This window comes from Ralstonia sp. UNC404CL21Col (assembly GCF_000620465.1).
GTDB lineage: Bacteria > Pseudomonadota > Gammaproteobacteria > Burkholderiales > Burkholderiaceae > Ralstonia > Ralstonia flatus.
The window spans coordinates 391,786-405,565 of record NZ_JIBE01000003.1; the positions used below are offsets into that span (position 1 = coordinate 391,786).

16 protein-coding genes are annotated in these 13,780 nt (G+C 62.3%); 2 read left to right on the forward strand and 14 right to left on the reverse strand.

Features of this window, described 5'->3' with window-relative positions; genetic code table 11:
- Positions 1–14: 14 nt before the first annotated feature.
- Complete coding sequence (gene efp / locus N511_RS0101870) at positions 15–584, forward strand: elongation factor P (protein WP_027677743.1); 570 nt, start codon at positions 15–17, stop codon at positions 582–584.
- Between the two features lie 74 nt (positions 585–658).
- On the opposite strand, the gene nagZ is transcribed toward efp, so the two are convergent.
- From nagZ to rpoE, 14 genes are all read right to left on the reverse strand, one after another.
- The gene (gene nagZ, locus N511_RS0101875) at positions 659–1,708 is read right to left on the reverse strand and encodes a beta-N-acetylhexosaminidase (protein ID WP_027677744.1); all 1,050 of its coding nucleotides are present in this window, start codon (positions 1,706–1,708) and stop codon (positions 659–661) included.
- Positions 1,705–2,148, reverse strand: coding sequence for a holo-ACP synthase (acpS, locus tag N511_RS0101880; protein ID WP_027677745.1), 444 nt, complete (start codon positions 2,146–2,148; stop codon positions 1,705–1,707). The genes nagZ and acpS overlap by 4 nt, the downstream gene beginning before the upstream one ends.
- A complete protein-coding gene (gene pdxJ / locus N511_RS0101885; RefSeq protein WP_027677746.1) occupies positions 2,145–2,936 on the reverse strand; it encodes a pyridoxine 5'-phosphate synthase in 792 nt (263 codons plus the stop codon). The genes acpS and pdxJ overlap by 4 nt, the downstream gene beginning before the upstream one ends.
- Positions 2,933–3,754 (reverse strand): DNA repair protein RecO, encoded by an 822-nt coding sequence (recO, locus tag N511_RS0101890; protein ID WP_027677747.1) that lies wholly within the window; start codon positions 3,752–3,754, stop codon positions 2,933–2,935. The genes pdxJ and recO overlap by 4 nt, the downstream gene beginning before the upstream one ends.
- Before the next feature lie 32 nt (positions 3,755–3,786).
- The gene (gene era / locus N511_RS0101895; RefSeq protein ID WP_004635627.1) at positions 3,787–4,725 is read right to left on the reverse strand and encodes a GTPase Era; all 939 of its coding nucleotides are present in this window, start codon (positions 4,723–4,725) and stop codon (positions 3,787–3,789) included.
- Positions 4,726–4,732: 7 nt separating this feature from the next.
- Positions 4,733–5,503: a ribonuclease III gene (gene rnc, locus N511_RS0101900; protein WP_027677748.1), complete on the reverse strand. Its 771-nt coding sequence runs from the start codon at positions 5,501–5,503 to the stop codon at positions 4,733–4,735.
- A gap of 1 nt (position 5,504) precedes the next feature.
- The gene (locus tag N511_RS0101905) at positions 5,505–5,873 is read right to left on the reverse strand and encodes a DUF4845 domain-containing protein (RefSeq protein WP_027677749.1); all 369 of its coding nucleotides are present in this window, start codon (positions 5,871–5,873) and stop codon (positions 5,505–5,507) included.
- A gap of 62 nt (positions 5,874–5,935) precedes the next feature.
- Positions 5,936–6,829 (reverse strand): signal peptidase I, encoded by an 894-nt coding sequence (gene lepB / locus N511_RS0101910; protein WP_027677750.1) that lies wholly within the window; start codon positions 6,827–6,829, stop codon positions 5,936–5,938.
- A gap of 30 nt (positions 6,830–6,859) precedes the next feature.
- On the reverse strand, positions 6,860–8,659 hold the full coding sequence (lepA, locus tag N511_RS0101915) for a translation elongation factor 4 (protein ID WP_027677751.1): 1,800 nt from the start codon (positions 8,657–8,659) through the stop codon (positions 6,860–6,862).
- A gap of 216 nt (positions 8,660–8,875) precedes the next feature.
- Positions 8,876–9,151: a glutaredoxin family protein gene (locus N511_RS0101920; RefSeq protein ID WP_027677752.1), complete on the reverse strand. Its 276-nt coding sequence runs from the start codon at positions 9,149–9,151 to the stop codon at positions 8,876–8,878.
- Positions 9,148–10,659, reverse strand: coding sequence for a DegQ family serine endoprotease (locus N511_RS0101925; RefSeq protein WP_027677753.1), 1,512 nt, complete (start codon positions 10,657–10,659; stop codon positions 9,148–9,150). Before N511_RS0101925 ends, N511_RS0101920 begins: the two co-directional genes overlap by 4 nt.
- Positions 10,660–10,744: 85 nt before the next feature.
- Positions 10,745–11,842, reverse strand: a complete 1,098-nt coding sequence (locus tag N511_RS0101930; RefSeq protein WP_027677754.1) for a MucB/RseB C-terminal domain-containing protein — start codon at positions 11,840–11,842, stop codon at positions 10,745–10,747.
- A gap of 11 nt (positions 11,843–11,853) precedes the next feature.
- Positions 11,854–12,486 carry a sigma-E factor negative regulatory protein gene (locus N511_RS0101935; RefSeq protein WP_027677755.1) on the reverse strand — a complete coding sequence of 211 codons (633 nt, stop codon included), beginning with the start codon at positions 12,484–12,486 and terminating at the stop codon, positions 11,854–11,856.
- Between the two features lie 107 nt (positions 12,487–12,593).
- The gene (gene rpoE, locus N511_RS0101940; RefSeq protein WP_004635646.1) at positions 12,594–13,193 is read right to left on the reverse strand and encodes an RNA polymerase sigma factor RpoE; all 600 of its coding nucleotides are present in this window, start codon (positions 13,191–13,193) and stop codon (positions 12,594–12,596) included.
- A gap of 335 nt (positions 13,194–13,528) precedes the next feature.
- On the opposite strand from rpoE, the gene N511_RS25165 reads away from it, so the two are divergent.
- Positions 13,529–13,738, forward strand: coding sequence for a hypothetical protein (locus tag N511_RS25165; RefSeq protein ID WP_027677756.1), 210 nt, complete (start codon positions 13,529–13,531; stop codon positions 13,736–13,738).
- Positions 13,739–13,780: the final 42 nt, after the last annotated feature.

Below are 13,780 nucleotides of genomic sequence, written 5' to 3' on the forward strand. Positions count from 1 at the left end.
ACTGTGAAATGGCTTTGAAAATCGCGCAAGAACTCCGCGCTGGCAACGTGTTCATGATCGGCAACGACGCAATGGTCGTGCTCAAGACCGAGTACAGCCGTTCGGGCCGTTCGGGCGCCGTCGTCAAGATGAAGTACAAGAACCTGCTGACGGGCGCAGGTGGCGAGTCGGTGTTCAACGCCGATGACAAGATGGACCAGGTCATCCTGGAGAAGAAGGAAGCCGAGTACTCCTACTTCGACGGCTCGATGTACGTGTTCATGGACCCGGTCACGTACGAACAGTACAACGTTGAGCCCGCCGCCATGGGTAGCGCGCTGAACTACCTGCAAGACGGCATGAAGGTCGAAGTGACGTTCTACAACGAGAACGCCATCTCGGTGGAACTGCCGACCACGGTTGTCCGCGAAATCGTCTACACCGAGCCGGCAGTCAAGGGCGACACGTCGTCGGGCAAGGTGCTGAAGGCAGCTCGCATCAACGACAACGAAGAATTCGTAATCATGGTGCCGCTGTTCTGCAACATCGGCGAGAAGATCGAAATCGACACGCGTACCGACGAGTACCGCAGCCGCGCCAAGTAAGCTGGCGCCGCAGCAAGAAGAAAGGCTCCCTCGGGAGCCTTTTCTTTTGCCACCACGCTTTGTGCGTTCTGAGGCTAAGCGATGAGCTTCGCCTCGCGCAACGTGCGCAGCGCCTGCCTGTAGGCCGATTGCTGCTGCAGCTTCGCCCAGTCCTTCACAGCCCGGCCGCCAAACAGCCGGCGCACGCGCCGCTGCGATGCCTTGCCCATGGGCACGTCCAGCTCGTCGAGCAGTTGATCGGCCTTCTCCGGCGCGTTGCAGATCAGCACCATGTCGCAGCCGGCCGTGAGCGCCGCGCGCGCGCCGTCGACCACCGTGCCGGCAACGCTCGCGCCTTCCATGCTAAGGTCATCGCTGAAGATCACGCCGTCGAAGTTGAAATGCGCGCGCAGCATGTCCTGCAGCCAGAAGCGAGAGAAGCCTGCCGGATTCGGGTCGACGGCCGAGTAAATCACGTGTGCCGGCATCACCGACTGCAGGCCGATTCCCATCCAGCCGTAGGGCTGCGCGTCGTCAGCGAGGATAGCCTCCAGCGGGCGCTCGTCCACAGGCACAGCAATGTGCGAATCCGCCTGGACGTAGCCGTGACCGGGGAAATGCTTGCCGCAATTGGACATGCCGGCCAGGCGCAGGCCCAGCGTGAGATGGTTGGCGAGCATCGTGACCACGCGCGGGTCGCGATGGAACGCCCGATCGCCGATCACGCTGCTGCTGCCGTAGTCCAGATCGAGCACGGGCGTGAAGCTGAGGTCGATGTCGCAAGCGCGCAGTTCTGCGGCCAGGACATAGCCGCAAGCCGTGGCGGCGCGCGTCGCGGCCAGCACATCGGTGTCCCACAACTTGCCCAGCGCGCCCATGGCGGGCAGGTGCGTAAAACCGTCGGTCTTGGCGCGTTGCACGCGACCGCCTTCGTGGTCGATGCAAATCAGCACGTCGCTCCGAATCGCGCGAATGGCCTGCGTGAGCGCGATGAGTTGCGCGCGCGATTCGAAGTTGCGCGCAAACAGGATCACGCCGCCCGTCAACGGGTGGGCAATGCGGCGGACGTCGTCGGGGCCGAGTTCCAGACCGGCAACATCCAGAACGATCGGGCCGGGGTGCTTCTGCTTCTTGGTTTGAGTCATGCGGAGGATTTCGTTTGCAACTCGGCAACGGCGAAGGCGACTGCGTAGTCGCGCTCGTCCGTCACACTGATCTGGATATGAAGGCCGTGCTGCGCAATCCAGTCGGCCAGTTCGCCGCTGTAGCGCACCACCGGTTGGCCGGAGGGCAAGTTGAGCGTCTGTACCGCGCGCCACGTCATCGGCCAGCGCATGCCCAGGCCGATGGCCTTGGACACAGCCTCCTTGGCGGCAAAGCGCGTGGCAAGAAAGGCAAGACCGCGCCGCTCGGAGCGCGCCTTGCGGGCATGGTAGACGCGCAGCTCCTCGGGGCCGAGCACCTTTTCGGCGAAGCGGCCGTTGGTCCGCTGCATCACGCCTTCAACGCGCTCGATCTGGATGATGTCGGTGCCGATGCCATAAATGGCACCGGACACCGAGGCGGCTGCGGCCCGTTCGCTCATACAGGCACGCCCGGGTGTGCGGCGGCCGGCGTCGTGGATGACAACCGTGCCGCAACCATGATCGCCTTCATCTCGCGCACCGCGTTCTGCCAGCCGGCAAACACCGCATGCGCAACGACGGCATGGCCGATGTTGAGTTCGTGAATACCGGCGATGGCAGCGATCGGCTGCACGTTCGTGTAGTGGAGGCCGTGGCCTGCGTTTACACGCACGCCCCAGCGGATGCCCTCTTCCACAGCGGTCTCGATGCGAACAAGTTCTGCCCGCAGCTCGGCATCGTCGGTCGCTTCGGCATAGCGGCCGGTGTGCAGTTCGATGACAGGCGCGCCAGCAGCTGCAGCGGCTTCGATCTGCGCCGCATCTGGATCAATGAACAGCGACACGCGGATGCCCGCATCGGCCAGTTGCTTGCAAGCAGCTTGCACCTTGGCAAAGCCGCCGACCACGTCCAGCCCGCCTTCGGTGGTCACTTCCTGACGGCGCTCGGGCACGAGGCAGACATCCTGCGGGCCGACGTCGCATGCGATGTCGAGCATCTCCTGCGTGACCGCGCACTCCAGGTTCATGCGTGTGCGCAATTGCGGCCGCAACGCGCGCACATCGGCATCCTTGATGTGGCGGCGATCTTCGCGCAGGTGCAGCGTGATGAGATCGGCGCCGGCTTCTTCAGCCAACAGCGCCGCGGCGATCGGGTCCGGGTATGTGGTGCCGCGCGCGTTGCGCAGTGTGGCGACGTGGTCGATGTTGATGCCCAGGTCGATGATTCCGGGCGAGGCATGAAAGATCATAGTTTCTGCAAGTCGATCAGGATCTGGCGCGTCGAAAGCGGCGTGCCATGCAAATGATAATGCAGCAGGAAACGCATCAGGCTGCGGCTTTGCTGCGCGGTCGTGGGGCGTGAGGCGTAGTCGTCGTGTTCCATGTCGATCAGCGTCTGGCCGCGCAATACAGGCCAGGACGACGGATCGCTGGGCAGCGTGCGCCGGATGCCGCGCTCGGGGTGATAGACGTATTCGGCATCGGCCTGCACGGGTTCGCCGTCGATGCAGCGGTCAAGCTGCGCGGCAAAACCCGTCTCACGCAGCAGCACACGTTCGAACGCCCGCAGCGTGAAGGCCGCGGGTTCGCCATGGGCAAGCTTATTGAGGGTTTCGACGTAATGCGCGAACAGGACCGGGTGGCCGTCTTCGCGAGCGACAAACTTGACGAGCAGTTCGTTCAGATAGAAGCCGGACAGCAGCCCCTCGCCGCCCAGCGGCAGCATGCCGCCGACCCACTCGGCGCGCGTGAGCGTGCGCACATCACCGCGCCCGCTCCAGGACAACGAAAGCGGCTGGAACGTCTGCAACACCGCACGCAGCGCCGAATGCGGCCGCTTGGCCCCTTTGGCGACCAGCGCCATACGCCCGTAGTCCGGCGTGAAGACGTCGATGATGAGGCTGGTTTCCCGATACGGATAACTGTGCAACACGAAGGCCGGCTGCGCAGCAACACGCGTCTCGGAACGCCCGGCAGGAAAACTCTTGCGCGGCGCGGCGCCGGCAACGCCTTCCTCGGCCAGCCATTCCGCGGCTTCGTCCGGAATCGGATCGGATCGTCCGGCCATCGAGCGTGTGTAGAAGTGGCGCGGCTAAGTGGTTATTCGTAGCCGTAGGCGCGCAGGCCGGCTTCGTTGTCGGCCCAACCGCTCTTGACCTTGATCCAGACCTCCAGATACACCTTGCCGTCGAACAGTTTTTCCATGTCCATACGGGCTTCGGTGGAGATCTGCTTGAGCTTCGCGCCCTTCGCACCGATGATCATCGCCTTGTGCGCGTCGCGATCGACCAGAATGGTCACGAACACGCGGCGCAGGCGGCCTTCGGTTTCGAATTTGTCGACGATGACGGTGCTGGAATACGGCAACTCGTCGCCCGTCCAGCGGAAGACCTTCTCGCGAACGATTTCGGCGGCCAGGAAGCGCTCGCTGCGATCGGTCAACGCTTCCGGGTCGTACATCGGCTCACCTTCCGGCAGATAGGGGCGCACGATGCCGAGCAGTCGATCGATGTCGTCGCGGTTCTTGGCCGACATCGGCACGATTTCGGCAAACGGAAACACCTGCGCCATGTCCTGCAGGAACACCGCGACCATCTCGGCGCGCGTGTACGCATCGAGCCGATCGACCTTGTTGACGATCAGGATCACGGGCGTCTCGCGCGGCAGCAGCGAAAGCACCTTTTCGTCGTCCGGGCCGTAGCGACCGGCTTCGACCACGAACAACACCGCATCCACCGACGTAAGCGTGGACGTGACCGCGCGGTTCAGCGAACGGTTCAGCGCGGTGGCGTGACGTGTCTGAAAGCCTGGCGTATCGACGAAGACGAACTGGGCGTCATCCGTCGTCTGAATGCCCGTGATGCGGTGGCGCGTGGTCTGCGCCTTGCGCGATGTGATGCTGACTTTCTGGCCCACGAGGGCGTTCATCAGCGTAGATTTGCCGACGTTCGGCCGCCCGACAATGGCGACCATGCCGCAGCGGAACCCCTCCGGCACGCCAGATTCTGGCTGCGGAGGCTGCAATGGGGTGTCGCTCATTTACTGATTATTCCTTCAACCTGAGAGACAACTGCGGATCGGGCGGCGTGGCCTGCTTGCGCGTCTTGCCGGTGCGCTCGGCGCGGCTGCGCTTGACGAGCTGCGGCACCAGGCGATGCGCTTCTTCCAAGGCCAGCTTGGCCGCCGATTGTTCGGCCGCGCGCCGCGACGCCCCGTTGCCGGAGACGCGAATCTCCAGCTTGGGGATCGAGCACTCGACCTCGAATTGCTGATTATGCGCCGCGCCGTGGGTGGCCACCACCGTGTACAGCGGCAACGCAATCTTGTGACCTTGGAGGTACTCCTGCAACAGCGTCTTGGCGTCCTTGCCGAGCGTGCGCGGGTCGACCTGTTCAAGGATCGGGATATAGAGCTTGCGGATCAGCGTGCGGGCGGCATCGAAGCCGCCGTCGAGGAACACTGCCCCGAAAATCGCTTCCAGCGCATCGGCCAGGATAGACGGACGGCGGAAACCGCCGCTCTTCAACTCGCCTTCGCCCAAACGCAAGGCATCGGGCAACTGCAACATCTGCGCGATCTCGTACAGCGCCTGTTGCTTGACCAGATTGGCCCGCACGCGCGAGAGATCGCCTTCATCCAGCTTGCCGAACATGCCGTAGAGCATGTCGGCGACGGCGCAGTTCAGGATCGAATCGCCAAGAAATTCCAGGCGCTCGTTGTGCATCGCGCTGTGGCTGCGATGCGTGAGCGCCTGCTGCAGCAACTCCGGTTTGCTGAAGCGGTAGCCAAGACGTTGCTGTAGTGCATCCAGACTCATGTCAACGCTGGGTCCCCGAATAGGTGATCACCAGACCGATGGGGCCGTACAGCGGCACTTCACGCTTGTACGAGAAACGCACCGCCTGAATGGAGCCACCGCCGTCCAGCACTTCGAGATCTTCGCCCTTGATCGACGTGATGTCATCAATCGCGGCCTGCTTGTCGAAGGCATTGGCAATCTCTTCGCGCGTGCTGGCACGTTCGCGCGCCTGCTTCACAGCTCGCGTGATGGCCTGGTATTCCATCAGGCTCGGCACAGACCGAATGGCGGGCAGCACAAACGTGATCAGCACGATGATCCCAATCAGGATGCCAAACATCGTAATCCCGCGCGACGGGCGTTTGAGACCGGTCTGACGAATCCGCATTGCATTTCCCCCGTTTTGCAATTGCCGAGTTTTATTAAGATATCTTTGCGTCACTTATAGGATCAGTGAAAAGCACCGATCCGTTTCAGGTCACCCAGATTCATCCAGATGAAGAACGCCTTCCCGACGATGTTCTTGTCCGGCACGAAGCCCCAGTAACGGGAATCCGCGCTGTTGTCGCGATTATCGCCCATCATGAAATAGTGACCTGCAGGTACCTTGCAAGTGAAGCCGGTCTGATTGTATGTGCAGTTCTCGCGGAACGGAAAATCATCCGGGCCGGAGACATAGGCGGGGCGGTCCGCGTCGTTCAGGATGTTGTGCGTCACGTTGCCCAGCGTCTCCTGGTACTGCTTCGAGTAGGTCAGACGCTCGCCATCAAGGTAGTCGGACTGCGGCGCGTAGGTGGCCGGCTGGCCGTTCACCGTCAGACGCTTGTTGTCGTACTTCACCACGTCACCGGGCACGCCGATCACGCGCTTGATGTAATCCATCGACTCGTCTTTCGGGTAGCGGAAGACCATCACGTCGCCACGCTGCGGCTGGTTCAGCTCCACGATCTTCTTGTTCACGATCGGCAAACGAATGCCATACGTGTACTTGTTGACGAGGATGAAATCGCCGATCTGCAGCGTCGGAATCATCGAGCCCGACGGAATCTTGAACGGCTCAATCACGAACGAGCGCAGCAGGAACACCGCGGCAATCACCGGGAAGAAGCTGGCCGTGTATTCCAGCCACCAGGGCTGGCGCAGCTTGTCTTCGGCCAGTTGCAAACGCGCTGCACCGATGTCGCCACCGCCGCCGTACTGCGCCTGCACCTGCGCGCGCGCATCAAATTCAGCGAGCGCCGCGGCCGCGGCCGCCTGACGTTGACGCTGGAACACGAGCTTGTCGGCCACCCACGCGATGCCAGTGAGCACGACGAGAACAAACAGAATCAGGGCGAAGTTCATGGAGGAGAGATCGTCCGAGCGATGTCTGGATTATTTTTCTTCGACGCGCAGGATGGCCAGGAAAGCCTCTTGCGGAATTTCAACGGTGCCAACCTGCTTCATGCGCTTCTTGCCCTCTTTCTGCTTTTCGAGGAGCTTCTTCTTGCGCGAGATATCACCGCCGTAGCACTTGGCCAGCACGTTCTTGCGCAGCGCCTTGACGTTCTCACGCGCGATCACGTTCGCGCCAATGGCAGCCTGGATCGCCACGTCGTACATCTGGCGCGGAATGATCTCGCGCATCTTGGCGGCCACTTCGCGACCACGGTACGTGCTGTTCGAACGGTGGACGATGATGGACAGCGCATCGACCTTGTCGCCGTTGATCAGGATGTCGACCTTGACCACGTCCGACACGCGGTATTCCTTGAACTCGTAATCCATCGACGCATAACCGCGCGAAACGGATTTCAGCCGATCGAAGAAGTCCAGCACGATCTCGCCCATCGGGATTTCGTACGTCAGCTGGACCTGGCGGCCGTGGTAGCTCATGTTGATCTGCGAGCCACGCTTCTGCTCGCACAGCGTGATCACGGCGCCCACGTAATCCTGCGGCATGTACAGATTGACCGTGACGATCGGTTCGAGAATCGCCTCGATCTTGCTCGGGTCGGCCGGCATCTTGGCGGGGTTCTCCACCTGCACCATCGTGCCGTCGCGCAACTGCACCTGATAGACCACCGTCGGCGCAGTGGTAATCAGGTCCATGTCGAATTCGCGCTCCAGGCGCTCCTGCACGATCTCCATGTGCAGCAAGCCCAGGAAGCCGCAGCGGAAGCCGAAGCCGAGCGCCTGCGACACTTCCGGCTCGTACTGCAACGACGCGTCGTTGAGCTTGAGCTTTTCGAGCGATTCACGCAGCGCTTCGTATTGATTGGCTTCCACCGGATACAGACCGGCAAACACCTGCGGCTTGACTTCCTTGAAGCCCGGCAGGGGCGCTTCCGCCTTGCGCGGCGCCACGTGCGTGATGGTGTCACCCACCTTGGCCGCCTTGAGTTCCTTGATGCCCGCGATGACGAAGCCCACCTGCCCCGCCGACAACGATTCGCGCGGCACCGACTTCGGCGAAAACACGCCCACCTGCTCCACCAAATGCTGCGCACCGGTTGCCATCAGCAGGACTTTGTCCTTGGCGCGCAGCGTGCCGTTCACCACGCGCACGAGCATCACCACGCCGACGTAGTTGTCGAACCACGAGTCGATGATCAGCGCTTGCAGCGGCGCAGCCGGGTCGCCCTTCGGCGCCGGCACTTTGGCGATCAGCGCTTCAAGCACGTCCGCCACGCCCACGCCGGTCTTGGCAGAGCAGCGCGTGGCGTCGGTGGCGTCGATGCCGATGACGTCTTCGATTTCCTGGATCGCGTTTTCCGGATCGGCTGCAGGCAAGTCGATCTTGTTGAGCACCGGCACCACTTCCACGCCCAGCTCGATGGCGGTGTAGCAGTTGGCGACGGTCTGCGCTTCCACACCTTGCGAAGCATCGACCACCAGGAGCGCGCCCTCGCACGCGGACAGCGAGCGGCTGACCTCGTAGCTGAAGTCGACGTGTCCCGGGGTATCGATCAGGTTGAGGTTGTAGACCTTGCCGTCTTGAGCCTTATAAGACAGCGCGGCAGTCTGCGCCTTGATGGTGATGCCGCGCTCCTTCTCGATGTCCATCGAGTCCAGCACCTGGGCCTCCATCTCACGGTCGGAGAGCCCGCCACACAACTGAATGATGCGGTCGGCCAGCGTCGATTTGCCGTGGTCGATGTGGGCGATGATCGAGAAATTACGGATATTGTCCATCGAATGCGTCGAAAAGCGCCCATCCCGGGCGCGTCTGCCGGGAGCGCGAGCGGTTCCGGCAAGGCCGGCGCGCGTTGGCTGCGCCGGCGGGAGGTATTGGGTTCCAAGCCGAGGTCGCGGCACAAGAATCGTGCACTGCAAAAATCGGCGCTAACAGGCGATTTTACCGGATTTCAGTGGGCTTCCCGCGCCTCTTTTTGCGGCAGCGGCGTGGCCTCAGTTGTGCGCGCTTTGTGCTGCGAGCCACGCTTGCACAGCTTGTACATCGAGAAAGTAGTGACACAGCTCACGCGCGTCTTCGGGCGGGGTTTCCGGCGCGCCGGTCATCAGCACGGGCACTAATTCATCAAACCGGGCCTCCAGCGCAGGGTCGCTGTCGACGTCCACTTCGTGCAGCACAAAAGAAAAACCGCGCCGGAGAGGTTCCAGCGCGTTTTTCATGTCCTCGCACAAATGGCAGTACGTGCGGCCGTAGAGCGTAAGTTCGATCACTGGCCGCTACCCGAGCGCGCCGCGCTCGGGCGCAGCGTCACGACCTGCGTGGCGTCACCGCGGCGTACAAACACGGCAACCATGCGGTTCTTGTCGAGCTTGGCGACCACCTCGTTGAACTGCTTGGCGTTGGTGACGTCGGTATCGCCCACGCGCAGGATCAGATCGCCCGGGCGAATGCCGACACGCGCCGCCGGCCCTTCCGACACCTGCACCTCAACGCCACTCTTGGTCTTGAACTCGCGACGTGCGCCGTCGGACAAGTCCGACACCACCAGCCCGAGGGCATTCGGCTTGCCCGGGCCCTGCTGGCTGTTATCAGGCTGCGCGCCCTTGGAGCGCTGCGCCACCTTCGTATCGGCCTGCAACTCGGCGACCGTCACGGTCAGATCGCGCGTTGCGCCCTTGCGCCAGACCTGCACGGTCGCGCGCGTGCCCGGCTTGGTCTCGCCGACCTGGCGCTGCAGATCTCCCGCCTTCTCGATATCGCGGCCGTTGTACTTCAAGACGATGTCACCAGCCTCGATGCCGGCCTTGTCCGCCGGGCCGCCCGATTCGACATTGCCTACATAGGCGCCCCGCGCGCGGCCCAGACCCAGCGACTCCGCTGCGTCCTTCGGCACGTTGTCGATTGCCACGCCGATGCGGCCCCGCGTCACGCGGCCCGTTGCCTTCAACTGCTCGGCCACGCGCATCGCCTCGTCGATGGGGATCGAAAACGAGATGCCCATGTAGCCGCCGCTCTGGCTGTAGATCTGGTTGTTGATGCCGATCACTTCGCCGCGCAGGTTGATCAGCGGGCCGCCCGAGTTGCCTGGGTTGACCGCCACGTCGGACTGGATGAACGGCAGGTAGTCGCCCGTATCGCGCCCCTTGGCCGACACAATGCCCGCCGTCACCGTATTGTCGAGACCAAACGGAGACCCGATCGCCAGCACCCACTCGCCCACGCGCACCTTATCGGAGTCGCCGAGCTTCAGGCTGGGCAACGCCGTCGCCTCCACCTTGACGAGCGCCACATCGGTGCGCTTGTCTAGGCCGATCAGCTTGGCTCTGTATTCGCGCTTGTCGATCAGCGTGACGTAGATGGTTTCCGCGCCTTCCACCACATGCGCGTTGGTCAGGATGTAGCCATCACCCGAGATGATGAAGCCGGAACCGACACCGCGGCTTTGTTCTTCTTCCTGTTGCGGCGGCGCATTGCGGCGCTTCTGGCCCTGCCCGGGCATGCCAGGCATCGGCACACCGAAGAAGCGGCGGAAAAACTCGGCCATGTCGTCATCACTCGGACCACCCTGCTGCATACGAACCTTTTCGGTCGTGCGGATGTTGACGACGGCGGGGCTGACCTTTTCGACCAGATCGGCAAAATCGGGCAAGCCATACGTGCCCGTGGCCACGCTACCCGTGGCGTTCTGCGCGTGGGCCGGCACCAGCGCGCTTCCCGCCGCCACAGCGGCGGCAACGCACAGCAGACGCAAGGCATGAACGGATCGAGCGGTACGCATGAAAGCTCCCCGGAACAAGAACAGATAGAGAAATGGTACTGAGTGCAACCACGCCGCGCACCCCAGGCGGGTGCCGGCTCTCTGGCTACTGCGGCGCGCTGGCCGGCTTATTGGTCGCGTTGGCGGACGCCGGCTTGTAGTCGACTGCGGCGCCAAACTGCTTGATGGTAGCAAACGGGACTTCGCCTACGACCGTCAGCCAGAAATCGGCAACGCGTCGCACCATCACATGCGTGGCGCCTTGCGAGATGAAGCCCTCACGACGCGTGCGTTTTTCCGACACGGGCTCGATGAAGAGCGACAGCCCCGCCAACCCGTCGCTGAACACGACCTGCTGGACCTCGAAACCAGAACTGTTCTTGCCGGCCGGCGCAATGTCGCCCAGCGGACGACGCACCTCGCGGATCTTCTGGAAACCCTTGATGGGATTGCCGATCGTCCAACCTTGCTCAGCCAGATTGGTCGGCTGCGTCACGATCTCGTACTGATTCCAGCCGTTCAGGTTCTTGAACGCAGCGACGATCTTCTGCTTTTCCGACGGCACACCCAGCTCGACTTGCGAGAAGGCGACCTGCTCAAGCACCTTGCCGTCTTCACCAATGGTCTGGGCGCGCATCAGCAAACCACTGTTACGCTCTGCCCAGATACGGTAGGCATAGCGGTAGCCGTCCTTCGGATCGAGCTGGAAGACTTCGCAATCCATGCCCGCGACGCGCTCGGAGGGCAGATGACGCATGTCGTATTGATCGAGCACATCGCCATTGGTCGTAGCGAGTAGCGCCGGGAAGCTGTCCTTGTGCTCCTGCTTTTCCGTCACAACGAGTTTGACGTCGTAAATCAGATTCCGGACGAGGTCGTTCTGACGCAGCATTTCGCGCTGCTTGCCGTCGAGCGCTTCGACGCGCTCGTACTCGTTGTTGAAGAGATCGGCGTAGTGCTGGATGCGGGTGGAGTGCATGCCGGTGCCACGCTGGTATGTGAGCGTGCCGACATAGTTCTGCTTGAGTGCCGCGCGATGGATTTTGGCCAGCCACGAGGCGGCCTCCTTGCGCGGCATGGGATCGGGCTGGGGCTGAGCAGCTGTCGCCAGCGCCGAAACACACAGAAGAAGAAAAACCGACCGACGAACGGCCTGCAACTTGCGGGCGCCTGCCCCGGCAACGGGGTGCCACACCTTCGACATGGATGCCCGCATTATTCCTGATTGGAGTCCTGGGTGTTTGCCACCCCATTGGCCACTGCACGCAGATACGGAACCACCATACCGTTGGTCGCCGACTGGCGATGGGCGCTCAGGTATTCGTCCAAGCGGGCGTCGCGAATCATCGGCGTGCTGTCAGTTGCCGCCACGGTCAGCGCCTGCGCACCGGCACCTTGCGTCGCCTTGGCGACCAGCGCAGGAGAGCCGTCTGCGCCATCGGCAGGACCGCGCAGTTGCGGCACGACGACCCAGCTAACGGCCGCCACCGCCGCCGCCACAGCAGTCGTGGGCATGATCCGGCGGACCCAAGCGGGGCTGACCAGGAAGCGATGCCTCTCTTGAGTTTTCGCACGCTGAGCCACAGCCGGCACCAGCAGATGAGGCTCAGCCTCGAGCTTGACCGAGAACCGGCTGAGAAAATCTTCGGAGGAACGTGTATTGAGCAAATCTTCCGACCGAAGCACGTCGCCGATCAGTTGATATTCGCGCCAATGCGCCGCGCCCTCGCCATCCTTGGCGAGGTCGACTGCAGTCGCCACTTCGTGCGCGGCAACTTCACCGTCCATCAAGGCAGAGATGCGTTGTGCGAACTCCGCCTCTGCCGTTTGCAATTGAGCCTGACCCATTTCCCGACCCCAAAAACTCCAACGTCCAATCAACGATCCGAGAGAAGACTTCCAGAGGTTTCACCGTTTGCAGCCGCATGCGGCCGCCGGCTTGTCATATCGGCTGGCTACCACCGTTTGCCCTCCACTGTTCCCAGCAGGGGGCGCAATTTCTCGGCAATCGCCTCGCGCGCCCGGAAAATGCGGGACCGGACCGTGCCGATCGGGCATTCCATCGCTTCAGCGATTTCCTCATAGCTCAGACCCTCGATCTCCCGGAGTGTGATTGCGGTACGCAATTCTTCGGGCAGCGCTTCCATGGCACGGTTGACCGTTTCGGCCACCTGCTTGGTGTGCAGCATGGAGTCTGGCGTATTGATATCCCTTAGTAGCTCACCGTCGGCAAAAGTTTCAGCCTCTTCGGTGTCGATGTCGCTGGACGATTCGGGGCGCCGACCCTGGGTCGCCAGGTAATTCTTGGCCGTATTCACGGCAATGCGATACAGCCACGTATAGAACGCGGACTCTCCCCGAAACTGGGGTAATGCACGGTAGGCCTTGATAAAGGCATCCTGTGCCACATCCTCGACTTCGGCCGGGTCACGGATCAAACGCGAGACGAGCCGGATGATCTTGCGGTGGTACTTGACCACCAGCAGCTCAAACGCTCGTTTATCGCCTTGCTGGACGCGCTCGACAAGGATCTGGTCGGCTTCGCGTTCACTCACGGAGTCTTCACCTGCAGTGTATCGCCTTGAATTTTTGTGACTTGGAAACGTTGTATTTTACCTACGACACACCGGACACCCGGGAAGCCATCTGCGGCGGCCCCAGGCGCAACAAACTGCGCATACGACGTAACGTCCCGGCGGAAAACCACGGTGGCATCAGCACAAAGATCTGTGGACACCACCCGTGACGCGCAACCCCAAGGACCAAGACGCGCTCACCGAGTGGCCATGACCATAACAGAGGCACATTTTGGAGCGCTTCTGGCGCGATCAGTCGGACCTGCCACACCGCTTGACCGGGTTCTCCGTCTCCTTTGAGACGAGCGCGCCACATGAGTTCCATTGCATGCGGCGAGCGATTCACCAGCAGTGGAATACAGGCCGCCACCGCCAAGCCGCTGATGACGGCCCAGGTGATCAGCGGCAATGCAATGCCCCACGCGCTGATCACCCATAAGGCCACCGCACAAACAAGACCGGCCATGCTGATCCGACCAATCGCGCACAGCCGCCGATACGGCTCGGGGAAAACGATCTGCTGAACAACCAAGACAAAAACGAAGCGGCACGCGCGTCTGCTACGT

Excerpts from the sequence above, each read along its gene's own strand:
- nagZ (WP_027677744.1), bottom strand. The coding sequence starts at position 1,708 with ATGACTCAAACCAAGAAGCAGAAGCACCCCGGCCCGATCGTTCTGGAT.
- acpS (WP_027677745.1), bottom strand. The coding sequence starts at position 2,148 with ATGAGCGAACGGGCCGCAGCCGCCTCGGTGTCCGGTGCCATTTATGGC.
- pdxJ (WP_027677746.1), bottom strand. The coding sequence starts at position 2,936 with ATGATCTTTCATGCCTCGCCCGGAATCATCGACCTGGGCATCAACATC.
- recO (WP_027677747.1), bottom strand. The coding sequence starts at position 3,754 with ATGGCCGGACGATCCGATCCGATTCCGGACGAAGCCGCGGAATGGCTG.
- era (WP_004635627.1), bottom strand. The coding sequence starts at position 4,725 with ATGAGCGACACCCCATTGCAGCCTCCGCAGCCAGAATCTGGCGTGCCG.
- rnc (WP_027677748.1), bottom strand. The coding sequence starts at position 5,503 with ATGAGTCTGGATGCACTACAGCAACGTCTTGGCTACCGCTTCAGCAAA.
- N511_RS0101905 (WP_027677749.1), bottom strand. The coding sequence starts at position 5,873 with ATGCGGATTCGTCAGACCGGTCTCAAACGCCCGTCGCGCGGGATTACG.
- lepB (WP_027677750.1), bottom strand. The coding sequence starts at position 6,829 with ATGAACTTCGCCCTGATTCTGTTTGTTCTCGTCGTGCTCACTGGCATC.
- lepA (WP_027677751.1), bottom strand. The coding sequence starts at position 8,659 with ATGGACAATATCCGTAATTTCTCGATCATCGCCCACATCGACCACGGC.
- N511_RS0101925 (WP_027677753.1), bottom strand. The coding sequence starts at position 10,659 with ATGCGTACCGCTCGATCCGTTCATGCCTTGCGTCTGCTGTGCGTTGCC.
- N511_RS0101930 (WP_027677754.1), bottom strand. The coding sequence starts at position 11,842 with ATGTCGAAGGTGTGGCACCCCGTTGCCGGGGCAGGCGCCCGCAAGTTG.
- N511_RS0101935 (WP_027677755.1), bottom strand. The coding sequence starts at position 12,486 with ATGGGTCAGGCTCAATTGCAAACGGCAGAGGCGGAGTTCGCACAACGC.
- N511_RS25165 (WP_027677756.1), top strand. The coding sequence starts at position 13,529 with ATGAGTTCCATTGCATGCGGCGAGCGATTCACCAGCAGTGGAATACAG.